At 46.3% G+C, this 15622-nt stretch carries 14 protein-coding genes and 1 pseudogene; 10 read left to right on the plus strand and 5 right to left on the minus strand.

Features of this window, described 5'->3' with window-relative positions:
• A pseudogene (locus Q338_RS14715) lies at window positions 1-305 on the plus strand (hypothetical protein); the annotation flags it as partial.
• Window positions 306-319: 14 nt separating this feature from the next.
• Here the strand turns inward: Q338_RS14715 and Q338_RS00545 are convergent.
• The 3 genes from Q338_RS00545 to ccoG all read right to left on the minus strand — a co-directional run bounded on the left by Q338_RS00545 (window position 320) and on the right by ccoG (window position 4418).
• The gene (locus Q338_RS00545) at window positions 320-1258 is read right to left on the minus strand and encodes a SecDF P1 head subdomain-containing protein (protein WP_034290931.1); all 939 of its coding nucleotides are present in this window, start codon (window positions 1256-1258) and stop codon (window positions 320-322) included.
• A gap of 79 nt (window positions 1259-1337) precedes the next feature.
• Window positions 1338-2807, minus strand: a complete 1470-nt coding sequence (gene der / locus Q338_RS00550; protein WP_034290932.1) for a ribosome biogenesis GTPase Der — start codon at window positions 2805-2807, stop codon at window positions 1338-1340.
• Window positions 2808-2993: 186 nt separating this feature from the next.
• The gene (gene ccoG / locus Q338_RS00555; protein ID WP_034290934.1) at window positions 2994-4418 is read right to left on the minus strand and encodes a cytochrome c oxidase accessory protein CcoG; all 1425 of its coding nucleotides are present in this window, start codon (window positions 4416-4418) and stop codon (window positions 2994-2996) included.
• A 357-nt stretch (window positions 4419-4775) separates the two neighbouring features.
• On the opposite strand from ccoG, the gene ndk reads away from it, so the two are divergent.
• The 6 genes from ndk to ispG all read left to right on the plus strand — a co-directional run bounded on the left by ndk (window position 4776) and on the right by ispG (window position 10360).
• Entirely contained in the window at window positions 4776-5210 is a 435-nt protein-coding gene (gene ndk, locus Q338_RS00560; protein ID WP_034290937.1) for a nucleoside-diphosphate kinase, read from the plus strand.
• A gap of 1 nt (window position 5211) precedes the next feature.
• Window positions 5212-6009: a transporter substrate-binding domain-containing protein gene (locus Q338_RS00565; protein WP_034290940.1), complete on the plus strand. Its 798-nt coding sequence runs from the start codon at window positions 5212-5214 to the stop codon at window positions 6007-6009.
• Between the two features lie 93 nt (window positions 6010-6102).
• The gene (gene rlmN / locus Q338_RS00570; RefSeq protein ID WP_034290942.1) at window positions 6103-7194 is read left to right on the plus strand and encodes a 23S rRNA (adenine(2503)-C(2))-methyltransferase RlmN; all 1092 of its coding nucleotides are present in this window, start codon (window positions 6103-6105) and stop codon (window positions 7192-7194) included.
• Window positions 7194-8042: a type IV pilus biogenesis/stability protein PilW gene (pilW, locus tag Q338_RS00575; protein WP_034290945.1), complete on the plus strand. Its 849-nt coding sequence runs from the start codon at window positions 7194-7196 to the stop codon at window positions 8040-8042. Before rlmN ends, pilW begins: the two co-directional genes overlap by 1 nt.
• A gap of 20 nt (window positions 8043-8062) precedes the next feature.
• Window positions 8063-8968, plus strand: a complete 906-nt coding sequence (locus Q338_RS00580; protein ID WP_084693432.1) for a helix-turn-helix domain-containing protein — start codon at window positions 8063-8065, stop codon at window positions 8966-8968.
• Window positions 8969-9094: 126 nt separating this feature from the next.
• Window positions 9095-10360 carry a flavodoxin-dependent (E)-4-hydroxy-3-methylbut-2-enyl-diphosphate synthase gene (gene ispG, locus Q338_RS00585; RefSeq protein ID WP_034290948.1) on the plus strand — a complete coding sequence of 422 codons (1266 nt, stop codon included), beginning with the start codon at window positions 9095-9097 and terminating at the stop codon, window positions 10358-10360.
• A 58-nt stretch (window positions 10361-10418) separates the two neighbouring features.
• Here the strand turns inward: ispG and recD are convergent, their stop codons facing one another.
• Window positions 10419-12104 (minus strand): exodeoxyribonuclease V subunit alpha, encoded by a 1686-nt coding sequence (gene recD, locus Q338_RS00590; protein ID WP_034290951.1) that lies wholly within the window; start codon window positions 12102-12104, stop codon window positions 10419-10421.
• 270 nt (window positions 12105-12374) lie between these two features.
• The gene (locus Q338_RS00595; RefSeq protein ID WP_034290954.1) at window positions 12375-12938 is read right to left on the minus strand and encodes a YceI family protein; all 564 of its coding nucleotides are present in this window, start codon (window positions 12936-12938) and stop codon (window positions 12375-12377) included.
• A 157-nt stretch (window positions 12939-13095) separates the two neighbouring features.
• Between Q338_RS00595 and recR the strand changes: the two genes are divergently transcribed.
• From recR to Q338_RS00610, 3 genes are all read left to right on the plus strand, one after another.
• Window positions 13096-13701, plus strand: a complete 606-nt coding sequence (gene recR / locus Q338_RS00600; protein ID WP_034290957.1) for a recombination mediator RecR — start codon at window positions 13096-13098, stop codon at window positions 13699-13701.
• Window positions 13702-13956: 255 nt separating this feature from the next.
• A complete protein-coding gene (locus Q338_RS00605) occupies window positions 13957-14640 on the plus strand; it encodes an amino acid ABC transporter permease (protein ID WP_034290960.1) in 684 nt (227 codons plus the stop codon).
• Between the two features lie 13 nt (window positions 14641-14653).
• The gene (locus Q338_RS00610; RefSeq protein WP_034290963.1) at window positions 14654-15400 is read left to right on the plus strand and encodes an amino acid ABC transporter ATP-binding protein; all 747 of its coding nucleotides are present in this window, start codon (window positions 14654-14656) and stop codon (window positions 15398-15400) included.
• Window positions 15401-15622 lie beyond the last annotated feature (222 nt).

Here is a 15622-nt window from a genome sequence, read left to right on the forward strand (position 1 = left end):
AAATTGAAATGCTGTTTAGCTGCCTGAAAAAACGCGGTTTTGACTTGGAAGCCACGCACATGACTGACCCTGTTAAAATGGAAAAGTTGTTTGCGATTCTGGCAGTTACATTGGCTTGGGCTTATGTCATTGGGCGTTGGCAACATGCGCTTAATCCAATTAAGCCTAAATCTCATGAACGTTTATCGCAAGGTATTTTTCGTGTTGGTTTAGAGCAGCTTGCCAAAGCTGCCATGTTGATGATGGCAACTTTGGACTATTTTTCAAACCCAAAACAGGTCGTCCGATTTTTTGTCGTGTACTGAAAGGCTGCCTGAAATTATTTTGTCAATGATTGCCAAATTTCTTGGGCGGTATCATCGGATAAAGTGTAAAAATAGAAATAATCTTCATGTATTTCAATATGTTTTAAATGATTGATAGATGGATTGTCTTGTTTCCATAAAAGCCATTCGCCAAGTGAACGGTTATTTTTCTGCGCCCTCCATTTTTCCAATTGCTGCTTGGCTGATGGCGTGAGATGCAAAATGATGATGTGAACGGGCATCTCTTCCATGTCTTTGGCTGCGCTACCAAAAACGGTTTTTGCGGTTTCCTGTTGCCATTCAATTTTTGAAAAATCATTGTTTTTTAATATGAAATTATCATGGATAAACAAATTGACAGACGGTGGCGTGGGCGCACTTTTTTGGTACATCACCATTTCATCATGTGCCAATTTTGCCCCAAATGGCTTTTCAACCACTTCATGAATTGTCACTTTTTTCTGCAAACGCGAAACCAAGTCATTGAGTTCAGAATACATAACGCCTGTCATTTGAATTTTTCCACCTGCAATGGGTTCGTTGATGCGTGGCGCAGAAATAATATTCTGTCCCAATGTATCTACCAATGCCAGCATTTTCCCTTTGTGCTGTTGGGTTATGCGATGAAACAAAGCGCGACCGTTTGGGTTCAAGTGAATATTAATGGTGGGGATATTGATATCCGAATCAAAACCTGCGTATATTTTTTTAATATGAAGTTGATTCATCAACGGTTTTTTCTTAATAATATGGGGAATATTTTGTTCGTGTGTTTGATGATTGGTAAAAGTGTATGACTGATAATGAACACGTTGTTTTTTCGGTACAATATCGGGATTGGTCGCCACGATGCCGATTCTCACATTTTCATTTACTTGGGCGGTTTGGGCATGCACGAGTGTGGTTGCACCAAAGAAAAACAGAAATAGGGATTTTTTCAATAAATTTAACATGATATTTTGCCGTTTTATCTGTTTCAGGCAGCCTGAAAACGAAAAAATCTTTTCAGGCTGCCTGAATTGTTATTTTCACTTATTTCTGATGTGATTTCTTACTGGAAACTTGCCGTTTCTTCGTTTTGCCACCGCTATTGCGCGCTTTTTCGTCTTTGCGACCTTCGCGTTTGGCAATGCGGTTACTCAAACTCACACGTCTCAACGGTTTGTTTTTCGTTTCTTTTGCCGTTTCTTCATACGGATTTTCGCTCACATTATACTGAATCCGCAACGGCGTTCCCTGTAAATTGAATGCCTTACGGAAAGTCTGCGTCAGGTAGCGCGTGTAGCTGTCGCCAATCGCGTGCAAAGAATTGCCGTGTATCACAATCACAGGCGGATTGCTGCCGCCTTGGTGGGCATAGCGCATTTTCGGGCGCACCAAACCTGCGCGTGGCGGTTGTTGGCGTTCCACAGCCGTTTGCAAAACGCGCGTGATTTTGGGCGTGGGCATTTTGATGAACGCGGCATCGTAGGCAGCCTGAATGCTTTCAAACAAGCCGTCAATGCCTTTTTCTTTGAGCGCGGAAATGTAATGAAATTTTGCAAAATCAAGGAAATACAGTTTACGCGCGATGTCGCGTTTGATGTCGTTGCGGCGTTCTTCGGAAATGCCGTCCCACTTGTTCACGGCAACCACCAAGGCGCGTCCTGCTTCCAGCGCGAAACCTGCGATGGTTGCGTCTTGGTCGGCAATGTCCTGTTGCGCGTCCAGCACCAGCACGGCAACATTGGCGGCTTCAATCGCTTGCATGGCTTTAATCACGGAGAATTTTTCCACCGCTTCATCTACTTTGCCGCGTCTGCGTACGCCAGCCGTGTCAATAATCGTGAACGGCTTGTTTTCGCGTTCAAAATCAATGTGTATGCTGTCGCGGGTCGTGCCTGCCATGTCAAAGGCAATCACGCGCTCTTCGCCCAAAATTGCGTTTACCAAGGTGGATTTGCCCACATTGGGGCGACCGATAATGGCGAAAGTGGGGTGGTGGTTTTCAGGCTGCTCGTCTTCCGCTTCGGGGAATTTTTCCAACACATCTTCAATCAAATGGTAAACGCCATCGCCATGCGCCCCTGAAATCACATGGGGTTCGCCCAAAGCCAATTCGTAAAATTCAGCTGCCAAAACGGGGCGGTTGCCGCCTTCGCCTTTATTGACCGCCAAAAACACGGGGCGCGGACTTTGGCGCAAGCGGTCGGCGATGATTTTGTCTTGTGGGGTCAAGCCAGTGCGCGCGTCCACCAGAAAAATCACGGCATCGGCTTCGTCAATGGCTTGCAGAGTTTGTTTTGCCATTTCGTGCAAAATGCCGCTATCCACCACAGGCTCAAAACCGCCTGTGTCCACCACCAGATAGGGTTTGCTGCCGACACGTCCGTGTCCATAATGGCGGTCGCGCGTCAAACCGGGTAAGTCGTGCACGAGGGCGTCTTTGGTGCGCGTTAAGCGGTTGAATAAGGTGGATTTGCCGACATTGGGTCTGCCAACTAGGGCGATGGTTGGTTTCATGTTTTTGCTTTCTCTGTTTCAGGCTGCCTGAAAATATTTTTGGCAGCAAGCAGGTGTATTTTTCAATACACAGGGTTAATCAATTGAGCTAAAGTATTATTATCGCACACTTTCACATTTCAGGCTGCCTGAAATCGGCGTAAAAGCAAAGGCAGCCTGAAAACCATTTCAGACTGCCTATTTCTATTATTCGCCAATAAAACTTGCTTTTTCTTTTAATTCACGCGTTTCATTGGGTGCTTTATCAGGGAAATAAGTGAATGTAAATTCAATCGGGTGGCTGCCTTTACGCGCATATTCGGGTTGCGTGGCGACTTGCACCGTAATCATCTCGCTGCCACCACCTTGTACCAGAGTACCGTTTTCAGGCTGCCCTGTTAAACGAATGTCTTTTAAACCAGAAACGCTGACTTTTACACGTTGTGGGTGTTCACTGGCATTGGTAAAGCGCAGGCGGTAAGTGTTTTCCAGCAAACCTTGCTTATTGGTACGCGCCATTACCGCGCGGTCTTTCATCACGTCCACATTCAGCGTATCGCGCGTAAACGCAAATGCGAACAAACCGACCGCCGCCAACACCAAAGCTGTTGTGTAAATCATCACTTTCGGGCGTGCCAAGCGTTTTTTGATGTCCGTGTCTGTGTAATCTTTGTTTAACACGCCTTCGGTGGTGTAACGAATCAAGCCACGCGGATAATTCATCTTATCCATAATCTCATTACACGCGTCAATACACGCCGCGCAGCCAATACATTGATATTGCAAGCCATCACGAATATCAATCCCAGTCGGGCAAACCTGCACACACGCCATACAATTAATGCAATCGCCCAAAGGTTTGTCTTCGGGTTTTGCGTTTTTCTTACGCGCCCCACGCGGTTCGCCACGCGCCGCGTCATACGAAATAATCAAAGTGTCATGGTCAAACATCGCACTTTGGAAACGCGCATACGGACACATATGCAAACACACTTGTTCACGCATAATATGCCCAAACAACCACGTTACCAAACCATACACAAACGCCGTTCCCAACGCCACATTGCCCGCCGTGCCTTGAAAAATATCAGGCACAAATTGACGAATCGGCGTAAACCAGCCCGCAAACGTAATCCCCGTCCACGCTGCCACCACAAAAATCAGCAAATATTTGGTTAATTTAATGCGAATTTTGCGTGCATTCCAAGGTTCTTTGTCTAATTTCAAACGCTTATTGCGGTCGCCTTCCACCAAATGGTCTATCCAAAGCATGATTTCCGTGTAAACCGTTTGCGGACAAGAATAGCCACACCACAAACGCCCCGCAATCGTCGTCCACCAAAACAAACCAAACGCCGAAATCATCATCAAGCCCGTTAGCAACAGCAAATCATTCGCCATCAACACCAGCCCAAAAATATAAAAATGCCGCCCCATCAAATCAAACCACACCGCCTGACGGTCGTCCCACATCAGCCACGGCATGCCATAGAAAAACAATTGCGTGGCGATAATCATGAAAATCCGAATATTGGCGTATTTGCCATCGGCTTTTTTGGGGTGAATGCGCTCGGCTTTTTTGTATAGATGGACAACTTGTTCTTTAGATTGCGGTTTATTGGTTTCGGACATGGTTTGTGTTCCTTAATTATTGATTATGGCTTTGCAGGCTGCCTGAAAAGCATTTTGGGCTAATTATAGCAAATTTTAATACAAAATATCCGTCAAAACGCTCAATAATTGGTGTTTTGATTTTTCAGGCAGTCTGAAAGTTTTGTTAATGAGATAATAAAATTATCTATAATTAACAATATTTTATATTTTAATTCGTTTGCCATCATTCAATGCAAACAACAACACGCCATAAAAAAAGTTGAGAATGATGTAAACTTTGTTAAAATAAGCTTTATTTTTATCCCTGCAAAATCTGTCTATTTGTTGCAGGCAGCCTGCAATTTTTTAATCTCTTTCATTATTAAAGGAAAAATCATGGCGATTGAACGCACCATTTCTATTGTAAAACCTGACGCTGTAGGCAAAAACGTGATTGGCAAAATCTACGACCGCTTTGAAAGCAATGGCTTGAAAATTGTTGCCGCGAAAATGAAACACTTGTCTCGCGCCGAAGCCGAAGGTTTCTACGCCGTTCACAAAGAACGCCCATTTTTCGGTGAATTGGTAGAATTCATGACCAGTGGTCCTGTGATGATTCAAGTGTTGGAAGGCGAAAACGCCGTTGCCAAAAACCGCGAAATCATGGGCGCAACCAATCCAGCCAACGCAGACGTAGGCACCATTCGCAAAGATTTTGCCGACAGCGTAGGCGAAAATGCCGTTCACGGCTCTGACAGCGCGGAAAACGCGGCGATTGAAATTGCTTATTTCTTTGCAGCTACGGAAATTTGCCCACGCACTAGGGGGTAATATGAAACCACTATTTCAGATGATGGCTTTGGCTTGCGCGGTGGCGTTGAGCGCGTGTGGCGACAATGCCCAAACCGCCCCAAATGCCGCTACCGCCCCCGCCCCTGCCGCAGGAAAAGTGTATAAAGTGGTGAGCGAAAGCGTGAAACCACCTTTGATAACTTATGTGGAAGGCAAGCCAACTGGTTTTGAATACGATGTTTTGCAAGCGATTGCGGCGAAACAAGGCATTGTGTTTGAATACCAAACCGTTCCCATGCGCGAGCATTTGTTAGCCACCATTCAGCAGGGTAAAGCAGACGTGGCAATCGGTGCGATTACCATTACCGATGATCGTAAGCAACAAGTGGATTTTTCAGACCCCATCTTGAATTACACCACCGCCGTATTGGTAACAAAAGACTTAGCAGGAGCAAAAAGTTTTGCAGAATTACGTGGTAAACGAGTGGCTTCACGCAAGGGCACAATTTATGAGCAAATGGCATTGAATGAATTGGCAGACGAAAAAGGCGATAATATCCGTTACTACGATACCGCTTGGCTGCAAGTTAAAAGTGTATTAAATGGCATGGAGGAAATCGTATTGGGCGACAGCCATATTCTGGAATATTATGTTCAGCAACACGGTAAAGACAATGTGGCATTTGTGCAAGGCATGACTTTCCCCCAAGACAATTATGGTTTTGCCGTGAAAAAAGGCGACACCGAGTTGCAAAAACAACTCAATGATGGCTTGGCGGCAATTAAAGCCGATGGCACTTATGGTAAAATTTACCAAACTTATTGGCATAAAAAATAAGTTTCAGGCTGCCTTATTTTTAAATTTAGGCAGCCTGAAAAAATAATTGTTATAAAATATTATCTTTAAATTATCTGAAAACACATTCACACAATGAAAACCAATCTGCTCAACTACGACCTCGCCCAATTAACCGACCATTTCGCGCAAATGGGCGAAAAACCCTTTCGCGCCAAGCAAGTCATGCGCTGGATACACCAAAGTGGAGCAGAAAATTTTGAACAAATGACCGATTTGGCAAAATCACTTCGCGCCAAATTGGAGCAACAAGCCGTTGTTGGCATTCCCGATTTGATGGCGGCGCAAGAATCCAAAGACGGCACACGCAAATGGCTGTTGGACGTTGGCACAGGCAATGGCGTGGAAACCGTGTTCATTCCCGAAACCGAACGCGGCACTTTGTGCATTTCATCACAAGTGGGCTGCGCCTTGGAATGCACCTTTTGCAGCACGGGGCGACAAGGTTTCAATCGCAATTTATCGGCAGCAGAAATCATTGGGCAACTGTGGTGGGCAAACAAGGCTTTGGGCGTTACCCCCAAAAATGAGCGCGTGATTTCCAATGTGGTGATGATGGGCATGGGCGAACCGCTTGCCAATTACGACAATGTCGTTACCGCCCTTTCCATTATGCTGGACGACCACGGTTACGGCTTGTCGCGCCGCCGCGTTACCGTTTCCACATCGGGCATGGTGCCACAAATGGACAGATTGAAAGAAGACATGCCCGTTGCGCTCGCCGTGTCTTTGCATGCGAGCAACGATAAAGTGCGCAATGAAATCATTCCCTTAAACAAAAAATATCCGCTCAAAGAATTGATGGCAGCCTGCAACCGCTATTTGGCAAAAGCCCCACGCGATTTTGTTACCTTTGAATATGTGATGTTGGACGGCGTGAACGACAAACCCGAACACGCGCGTGAATTGATTGATTTGGTGAAAGACACGCCGTGCAAATTCAATTTGATTCCGTTTAATCCATTCCCTAATTCGGGTTATGAGCGTTCTACGAATAAAAACATCAATATTTTCAAAGAAATTTTGATGGAAGCGGATTTGGTTACCACAGTACGCAAAACGCGCGGCGATGATATTGACGCAGCCTGCGGTCAATTGGCGGGACAAGTTCAGGACAAAACCAAACGTCAGGCAAAATGGCAACAAATTTATTTGGAGACAAAATAATGCTGAATAATAAATGGTTAATATTGTTTACGCTTTCAGGCTGCCTGATGTTGGGTGGGTGCGTGGCGGACAAGAAAAACAGTTCGTCTTCCACATACGAGCCAGCCAAATTGCGCGGTCAAACCAAAAAAGAGCAGCGCGAAGAAGCCACGCGCATTAAAACAGAATTGGCGGTGGCGTATATGACCAGCGGTAATTACCGTCTTGCCACCAAAACCATAGACGAAACGCTGAAAGAAAACGATAAATACGATTTGGCATGGCTGGTGCGCGCGCAAATTTATCAACATTTGAAAGTGTATGATAAAGCAGAAGAAAGTTTTCAACGCGCTTTGAAATTAAACCCAGCAGGTGCGGAAATCAACAATAATTACGGCTGGTTTTTGTGCGGCGTGATGAATCGCCCCAATGACGCGATTGCCTATTTTAATAAAGCGATTGCCGACCCGACTTATCCCACCCCCGAGGTGGCGTATTTGAACAAGGGCATTTGCCACGCGAAAATGCAGCAATTTAATTTGGCAGATGAGTATTTTGAACGAGCTTTGCGTATGAATGAGCAATTTATACCTGTGTTTAAAGAGAGGGCGCGGGCATTTTTGTTGGCAGACAATATTAAGGAAGCCGACCGCTTGTTCCGCCAATATCAAAGTATGGTGGACAGACTCAATGCCGATGATTTGCTATTGGGTTGGAAAATCGCCAAACATCAAGGTTTAACGCAGGCTGCCTCGGAATATCAGGCGCAATTATTAACGCATTATCCCTATTCTGATGAATTGAAAGCGATTAAATCGGGCGATTTTGATGGCGAATTTGGCAATGCGCCTACCGATGAAACAGAATAATATTTTACAGGAAAATCAATATGATAAATAATTTACTGGAAACCAATGACACACCACTCAATGATTTGTCTGGCAACAGCAATGAATTGGGCGCGGAATTACGCCATTTGCGTGAACAAAAAGGTTTGACGATTAAGGAAGTGGCTGACCGTTTGAAATTGCCCACGCGCCAAATTGAAGCTTTGGAAAATGGTTTGTATGATGGGCTGCCTGAACCTGTGTTTATTCGCGGCTTTTTGCGCAGCTATGGGCGATTTTTGGACATGGACGAAACGCGTTTGTCGGGCTATCTTGACCGCATTGCGCCACCAAGCACCAAGCCACGCAGCAGCGAAACGCAGCATGATTTGAATTTTGCCAATTCTGCCGTGAAAAAATCAGCCCCCAAATGGATTTGGGGTGTGGTGGCGGTGGCGATTATTGGTGTGGGCGTGTATTTCTGGCAAGCTAAATCCAATGCGGAAAATGAAGCACAGGAAAATGTGTCCACCATTCCCGTTGATAATCAGGAAGTGGCACCGCCGAATTTGAATGCAGACAATATGATTGTGCGTCCCATGAATCCAAGCGACACGGCTACCGAAACCGCCGTTGCCAGCACGGTTATGCAGCAAAACAATCAAACGCTGACGCAAACTCCGTCTACTCCTGTCGCGCCTGTAACGGCGGTGGCGGGCGAATTGGTGATTAGCAATAAACACCGCACCATGCTGACGGTTACTGATGTGCATGGCAAAGTGTTGTTGAACAAAATTGTGCCTGCGGCGAGCGAACACCGTTTCAAAGAAGGTGCGCCGTTTGAAGTACGCATGGGCTATGCGGAAGGGGCAACGGCTACGTTTGCAGGTCAGCCGATTGATTTGAACGCGCAGCAAAAAGAGGGGCAATCTGTGGCGTTTACCGCAGGGGCTGCGCCGAAACCTTAATTGTGAAGCGTGTTTTCAGGCAGCCTTATTGTTTTCAGGCTGCCTGAAATATTTTATTATTTTTAATTTTATGAAATGAAATGGCTGCCGTATTTTTCAGGCTGCCTGAAGATTAGGAACATCATCATGCCAAACATCACACGCCGCAAAACCCATCAAGTGCCGATTGACCATTTGACGGTGGGTTCAGATTTCCCCGTTGTCGTGCAATCCATGACCAACACCGACACCGCAGACGCAGCAGGCACCGCCCAACAAGTCAAAGAATTGTCTGACGCTGGCTCGGAAATGGTGCGCATTACGGTTAATTCGCCCGAAGCCGCGTCCAAAGTGGCAGAAATCCGCAGCCGTTTGGACGATATGGGTTGCAGTACGCCATTGGTTGGCGATTTCCATTTCAATGGCGAAAGATTATTGGCGGAATTTCCCGATTGCGCCAAAGCCTTGTCCAAATACCGCATTAACCCGGGTAATGTGGGCAAAGGCGCGAAAGGCGATGAAAAATTTGCTTACATGATACGCACCGCCGCCGAACACGATAAAGCCGTCCGCATTGGCGTAAACTGGGGCAGTTTAGACCAAAGCCTTGCCAAAAAAATGATGGACGCAAATTTGGCGTCCGCCAACCCCAAATCGCCCGATGAGGTAATGAAAGAAGCCTTAATTGTGTCGGCTTTGGAATCGGCACAAAAGGCGGTGGATTTGGGGCTGCCTGAAAACAAAATCATTTTGTCGTGCAAAGTATCCAATGTGCAAGATTTGATTCAGGTTTACCGCGATTTGGGTTCGCGTTGCGCCTATCCTTTGCATTTGGGTTTGACCGAAGCGGGCATGGGCAGCAAGGGGATAGTCGCGTCCACCGCCGCTTTGTCGGTTTTGTTGCAAGAGGGCATTGGCGACACAATCCGCATTTCGCTCACGCCCGAACCCAATTCTTCACGCACGCAAGAAGTGATTGTGGCACAAGAAATTTTGCAAACCATGGGTTTGCGTTCGTTCACGCCCATGGTTACGGCTTGCCCTGGTTGTGGGCGCACCACGAGTACGGTTTTTCAAGAATTGGCGCGTGATATTCAGCATTATTTGCGTGAACAAATGTCGGTGTGGCGTTGGCAATACCCTGGGGTGGAAAGTTTGAATGTGGCAGTGATGGGCTGTGTGGTCAATGGGCCGGGCGAAAGCAAATTGGCGGACATCGGCATTTCACTCCCTGGTACGGGCGAAACGCCTGTTGCGCCTGTGTATGTGGACGGCGAGCGCAAAGTTACCCTAAAAGGCGACAATATGGCGCAAGAATTTTTGGCGATTGTGCAAGAATACGTTGAACAAAACTACGGCGAAGGTGGCAAAAAACGTGCTACCAACAAAATCATTCCCATTCAATCGGTTTAATTTTGCGTGAACTATTTTTCAGGCTGCCTTTAATTAAGACAGCCTGAAATATTTTAACTTAATGATTTTTTAATAAAAATTCACTTAATGCCGTGCGCCGCATTTCCCGATTTTCGCAGGCAGCCTGAAAACTTGCCACATCGCCCCAATAAACAAATTTCTGCTTGGCGCGTGTAATCGCGGTATAGAGTAGGGCGCGGCTAAATCCTTGTTCTGCTTCATTATCATCGTGAGATGTGGGCGGCAGTAACCACACTTCGCCGTATTCCGAACCCTGGCTTTTATGTACGGTCATCGCAAACGCTGGCTCGTGGGCAGGCAAACGGCTCAATGGCACGGCGCGAAACGTGTTGCCCGTATCGGGAAACCACGCCGCTAAACCATTGCCGTGCGCCAAAACTATGCCAATATCGCCATTAAACAAGCGCGTGGCAGGGTCGTTACGCGTCATCATCAGCATTTGCCCCGCATACCACAGCGTGTCGCTGCTGATGATACGCCCATGTTTTTGCAAAACTTTTCGGTAGTGTTCATTGAATAAAGCCGCGTCCGCTCGCCGCGCCGCCAACACCACCACATCGCTTTGGTGGCGAAAAGCGGCGGCAACATCTTGATTGTCCACCGCTTGCCAATAGTTGGTGTGTTGGGCGTACAATTCTTTGGCTTGTTGTTCGGTAGATTTTTGTTTGGCAATCAATTCGTTGGGAAATTGGCTAAATTGCGCCCACGCCGCCAACGCGTCTCCCTGCACCACGCTACGCGCCAAGCAACCAATGCCGCTGTCCGCCCCAAAACGATGGCTAATGCTCAATCGGGCAACGGGCGGAATTAAGTTATCCAATTGATGAGACGATAAAATTTCATGAATCGGCGAATCTTCAGGCAGCCTGAACGCGCTGTGAACCAATGCCGCCAACACCGCCCCCGCATTCACCGATGGCAATTGATGTTCATCGCCCAACAAAATCACGCGGCAATGGTCGGGCAGGGCTTGCAATAATTGCAGCAATAAATACGCGTCCAACATAGACGCTTCGTCAATCACGACAATATCCAAAGGCAAACGGTGTTGTGCGTGGTATTCAGGCTGCATTTGTGGTGGTTTTAGCCCCAGCAAGCGGTGTACGGTTTGCCCATCTAATTGTGCCAAAAAGGCGTGTTCAGGCTGCGTGTTAATCCGTGCCAACGCGTTTTTGAGTGCTTCCGACATCCGCGCCGCCGCCTTACCTGTAGGTGCGGCAAGCGCAATGCGCGGCTGACGGTCGCCACTCAACAACACCAGCAATTTCGCCACAGTCGTGGTTTTGCCCGTTCCCGGCCCGCCGCTAATGACGGTAAAATTTTGCCACAAAGCCAACGCGGCGGCGGCTTGTTGGTCGCGGCTGCTGGTGTCGGGGAACAGATTTTGCAATTGTGAACGCGTGTGTGCGACATCGGGCAATGCGTGGATGGGTGTAGATAATCGTTTGATTTCTTGAGCTAAATCGTATTCCAATTGAAACATTCTGCCCAAAAATAAGCGTTGCCCTTGTAAAACCAAAGGCGTGTTTTCTTTGCCAACTATGGGGTTTAGGGCGGACAGTTGGGCGGCGTCATCTTTGTTCACATAAATAAACGTATGCCCATCTGCCAACGCATTGAATAAACGGTGAATAATCGGCGCAAGCGTGTCCACAGAATCGGGCGCGTATTCGGCAAATAATGCCAACACCTGTTCAGCAGGAGAATAGGGTAATTCAGTCATTTCAGGCAGCCTGAAAAATGGAAGTAGGGCGAATTTTACCGTAAAATAAGAACCTGTGTTCGTAAGATTGATAGCTTGATTTTATTGATAATTCTTGCGAATACAAGGCGGCTTTTCATGCCAATATTGAAATATTGGCGTGGAAAGCCAACGCAGTAGACGCATGAAGTAGCGATAAAAGCAAGCTATTCAGATTATGAACACAGGTTCTAAAATTTAGGCAGCCTGAAAATTTATTTTCAGGCTGCCTGTATTCAGTTAAACAGGTTGTTACTCTTTACCTGCTTCAATTTGGATATTCAATTTCACTTTTTTGGTCATGCCCACATCAACCAAATAATTCATGCCCCATTTGCTGCGGTCAATGGTGGTGGTGAAATCGCCGCCACATACTTGGGTTTTCAACATGGGGCTTTGGTAGCAGTTGAATTTGGTAGCGGTCAAAGTAACGGGGTGGGTTTTGCCCAACAAAGTCAATTTGCCTTGAACTGCTTTCACTTTTTTGCCTGAAAACACAAATTTAGTGGATTGGAAACGCATTTCAGGGAATTTTTCGGCGTTGAACAAATCGGCTGATTTCAAATGGTCGGTAAAATGTTGTGAACCCGTTTGCAAATTCGCCAAAGGCAATTTCACATCAATGCTGCCTGTGCGTTTGGCAAGGTCAAAATCTAATTTGCCTTCCAAGCCGTAAATGCCGCCCACGTTTGAGCTGGTGCCGAAGTGGTCAATTTCAAAACGGGCATTGGTGTGTGCGCTGTCAATTTTGTAGCTGGCTGCGCTGGCGGTGGCGGCAGAAAGGGCGATAATGCTTGCCAATAAAATGCGTTTCATCACAAATCCTTAAATTTAATTAAAATTAAAAAACCAATGTTAGCAGAATTTAATGTGAGATAAAAGTCATTTTTATTTAACATGGTTTTTATCATGAGTTAATATTCAGGCTGCCTGAACAGATTATTTTTTAAAATTTGGAACGCCATTTCATTTTATGAACGCTTATTCTCAACTCATTACCGCTTTACGCCTGTTGCCCAATGTTGGTGTGAAAACCGCACAACGTATGGCGCACACCCTGTTGCACCAAAACCGCGCAGGCGCAGCCCAATTGGTGCAAGCCCTAGATAATGCCCTGAAAAACATACACAATTGCCAAATGTGCCACGATTTTTGCGAAAGCGAATTGTGCGCCATTTGTGCCAATCCGCAACGCGACCCCAGCCGCCTGATGATAGTCCAAATGCCCGCCGATGTGGCGGCAATGGAAGCGGCGCGGTGTCATGATGGGCTGTATTTTGTGCTGATGGGGCAAGTCAATCCCGCGCAAGAAATGGATTTGAGCAGCATTGCCTTACAACAATTGGTGGCGCGGCTTTCAGGCAGCCCTGTTAATGAAATCATCATCGCCACCGCCCACACCGCCGAAGGGGACGCAACCGCCTATATTCTCGCCGAATTATTCAAAGAACAGCCCTATAAAATCAGCCGTTTGGCGCGTGGCATACCATTGGGCAGCGAATTAGAATATGTGGACGCTGGTACACTCGCCCAAGCCGTTTATGAACGCAATTTATTAAAAGAAACAACTGGAGAATGAGTTTCAGGCTGCCTTTCAGTACACGACAAAACTCATGTAGGGTGCGTATTATGCACCGAATTATCCAGTAATTTGAATGATTTGGTGCGTGGTACGCCCCACATTTTAGGCGTTTGTAAAAATTATTGTGTACTGTAAGGCAGCCTGAAACACAGAACTTCAGCATGATGTCATCAAATTGACGTATAATTAAGCCCATTTTTTTCCACGAAAGAACATCTCGTGTTACAACAATTTCTCTCTTCACTTCCCTTTATGACTGACACACGCGCCGAATTGGTGATGAATGCGTTTTTGCCTATGGTGAAAGCAGGTTTTCTCGTGTCATTCCCATTGGCGATAGCGTCATTTATTTGCGGCATTATGATTGCTGTGTTGGTGGCATTGATACGGATTTCGCCGTCTGAAAATATTGTTCACAAAATCCTGTTGTACATCGCCAAAGCTTATGTTGGCATGATACGCGGCACGCCTTTGTTGGTGCAAATTTCCATTGTATTCTATGGTTTACCTGCGCTGGGGATTTATATTGACCCGATTCCCGCCGCCATTATTGGTTTCTCGCTGAATACGGGTGCATACGCTTCGGAAACCATACGCGCCGCCATTTTGTCCGTACCCAAAGGGCAATGGGAAGCAGGTTTTTCCATTGGCATGACCTATATGCAAACCTTTCGCCGCATTATTGCGCCGCAAGCGTTCCGTGTGGCTGTGCCGCCGTTGAGTAATGATTTTATTGGTTTATTTAAAAATACCTCGCTGGCTTCGGTGGTTACCGTTACTGAGATGTTTCGCGTGGCGCAACAATATGCCAATTTGTCCTACGATTTCCTGCCGATTTACATTGAAGCTGGTGTGATTTATTGGTGCTTCTGCATGATTTTGTTTATGATTCAATCGCGTATTGAAAAACGCTTCAATCGCCATATTGTCAAATAAGTGAGTTAATAAAATGATTAAAATCAAAAATATACAAAAAACATTTGGCAATAACACCATTTTGCGTGGCATTGATTTGGATATTGTCAAAGGGCAAGTGGTGGTGATTTTAGGACCTTCGGGTTCGGGAAAAACCACGTTTTTACGCTGCCTGAACGCATTGGAATTGCCCGAAGCTGGCACGATTGAGTTTGAAAACAATCCCTTAAATATTGATTTTACCAAAAAACCAAATAAAAAAGACATTTTGGCATTGCGCCGCCGTTCAGGTATGGTGTTTCAGCAATACAATTTGTTTCCGCACAAAACCGCTTTGCAAAATGTGATGGAAGCTCCCGTGCAAGTGCAGGGCAAAAGCAAATCGCAAGCCGAAGTGGAAGCCTTGAAATTATTGGAAAAAGTGGGTTTGGCGGACAAGGCGGATTTGTATCCACACCAGCTTTCGGGTGGGCAACAGCAGCGTGTGGGGATTGCGCGAGCGTTGGCGTTGCAGCCTGAATTGATGTTGTTTGACGAGCCGACTTCCGCGCTTGACCCTGAATTGGTGCAAGATGTGTTGCAAACCATGAAAGAATTGGCGCAAGAAGGCTGGACGATGGTGGTCGTTACCCACGAAATCAAATTTGCGCTGGACGTGGCAGATGTGGTGGTAGTGATGGATGGCGGTGTGATTGTGGAACAAGGTTTCCCCGATGATTTGTTTGCCAATCCGCAACACGAGCGCACGCGCAGTTTTTTAAGTCGCATTGCCGCAGAATAAGAATAGAAGATGAAACGAGTGTTCAGGCAGCCTGAAGACTCGTTTTCATCTTTTCAGGCTGCCACAAATCCAACGCGCAAAAAAAAGGTGTGGAAAACCACACCCCAAACACACACACATCAAGAGGAAAAGGAAAATTACAGAAATTTGCTTGCTGTAAATTTGTTAAATCGGATTATAAATAAATTAAAAAAACAGATATTGATACAAATCAAGTTCAGA

Origin of the sequence: Alysiella crassa DSM 2578, from assembly GCF_000745955.1 — a bacterium.
Taxonomy (GTDB): domain Bacteria; phylum Pseudomonadota; class Gammaproteobacteria; order Burkholderiales; family Neisseriaceae; genus Simonsiella; species Simonsiella crassa.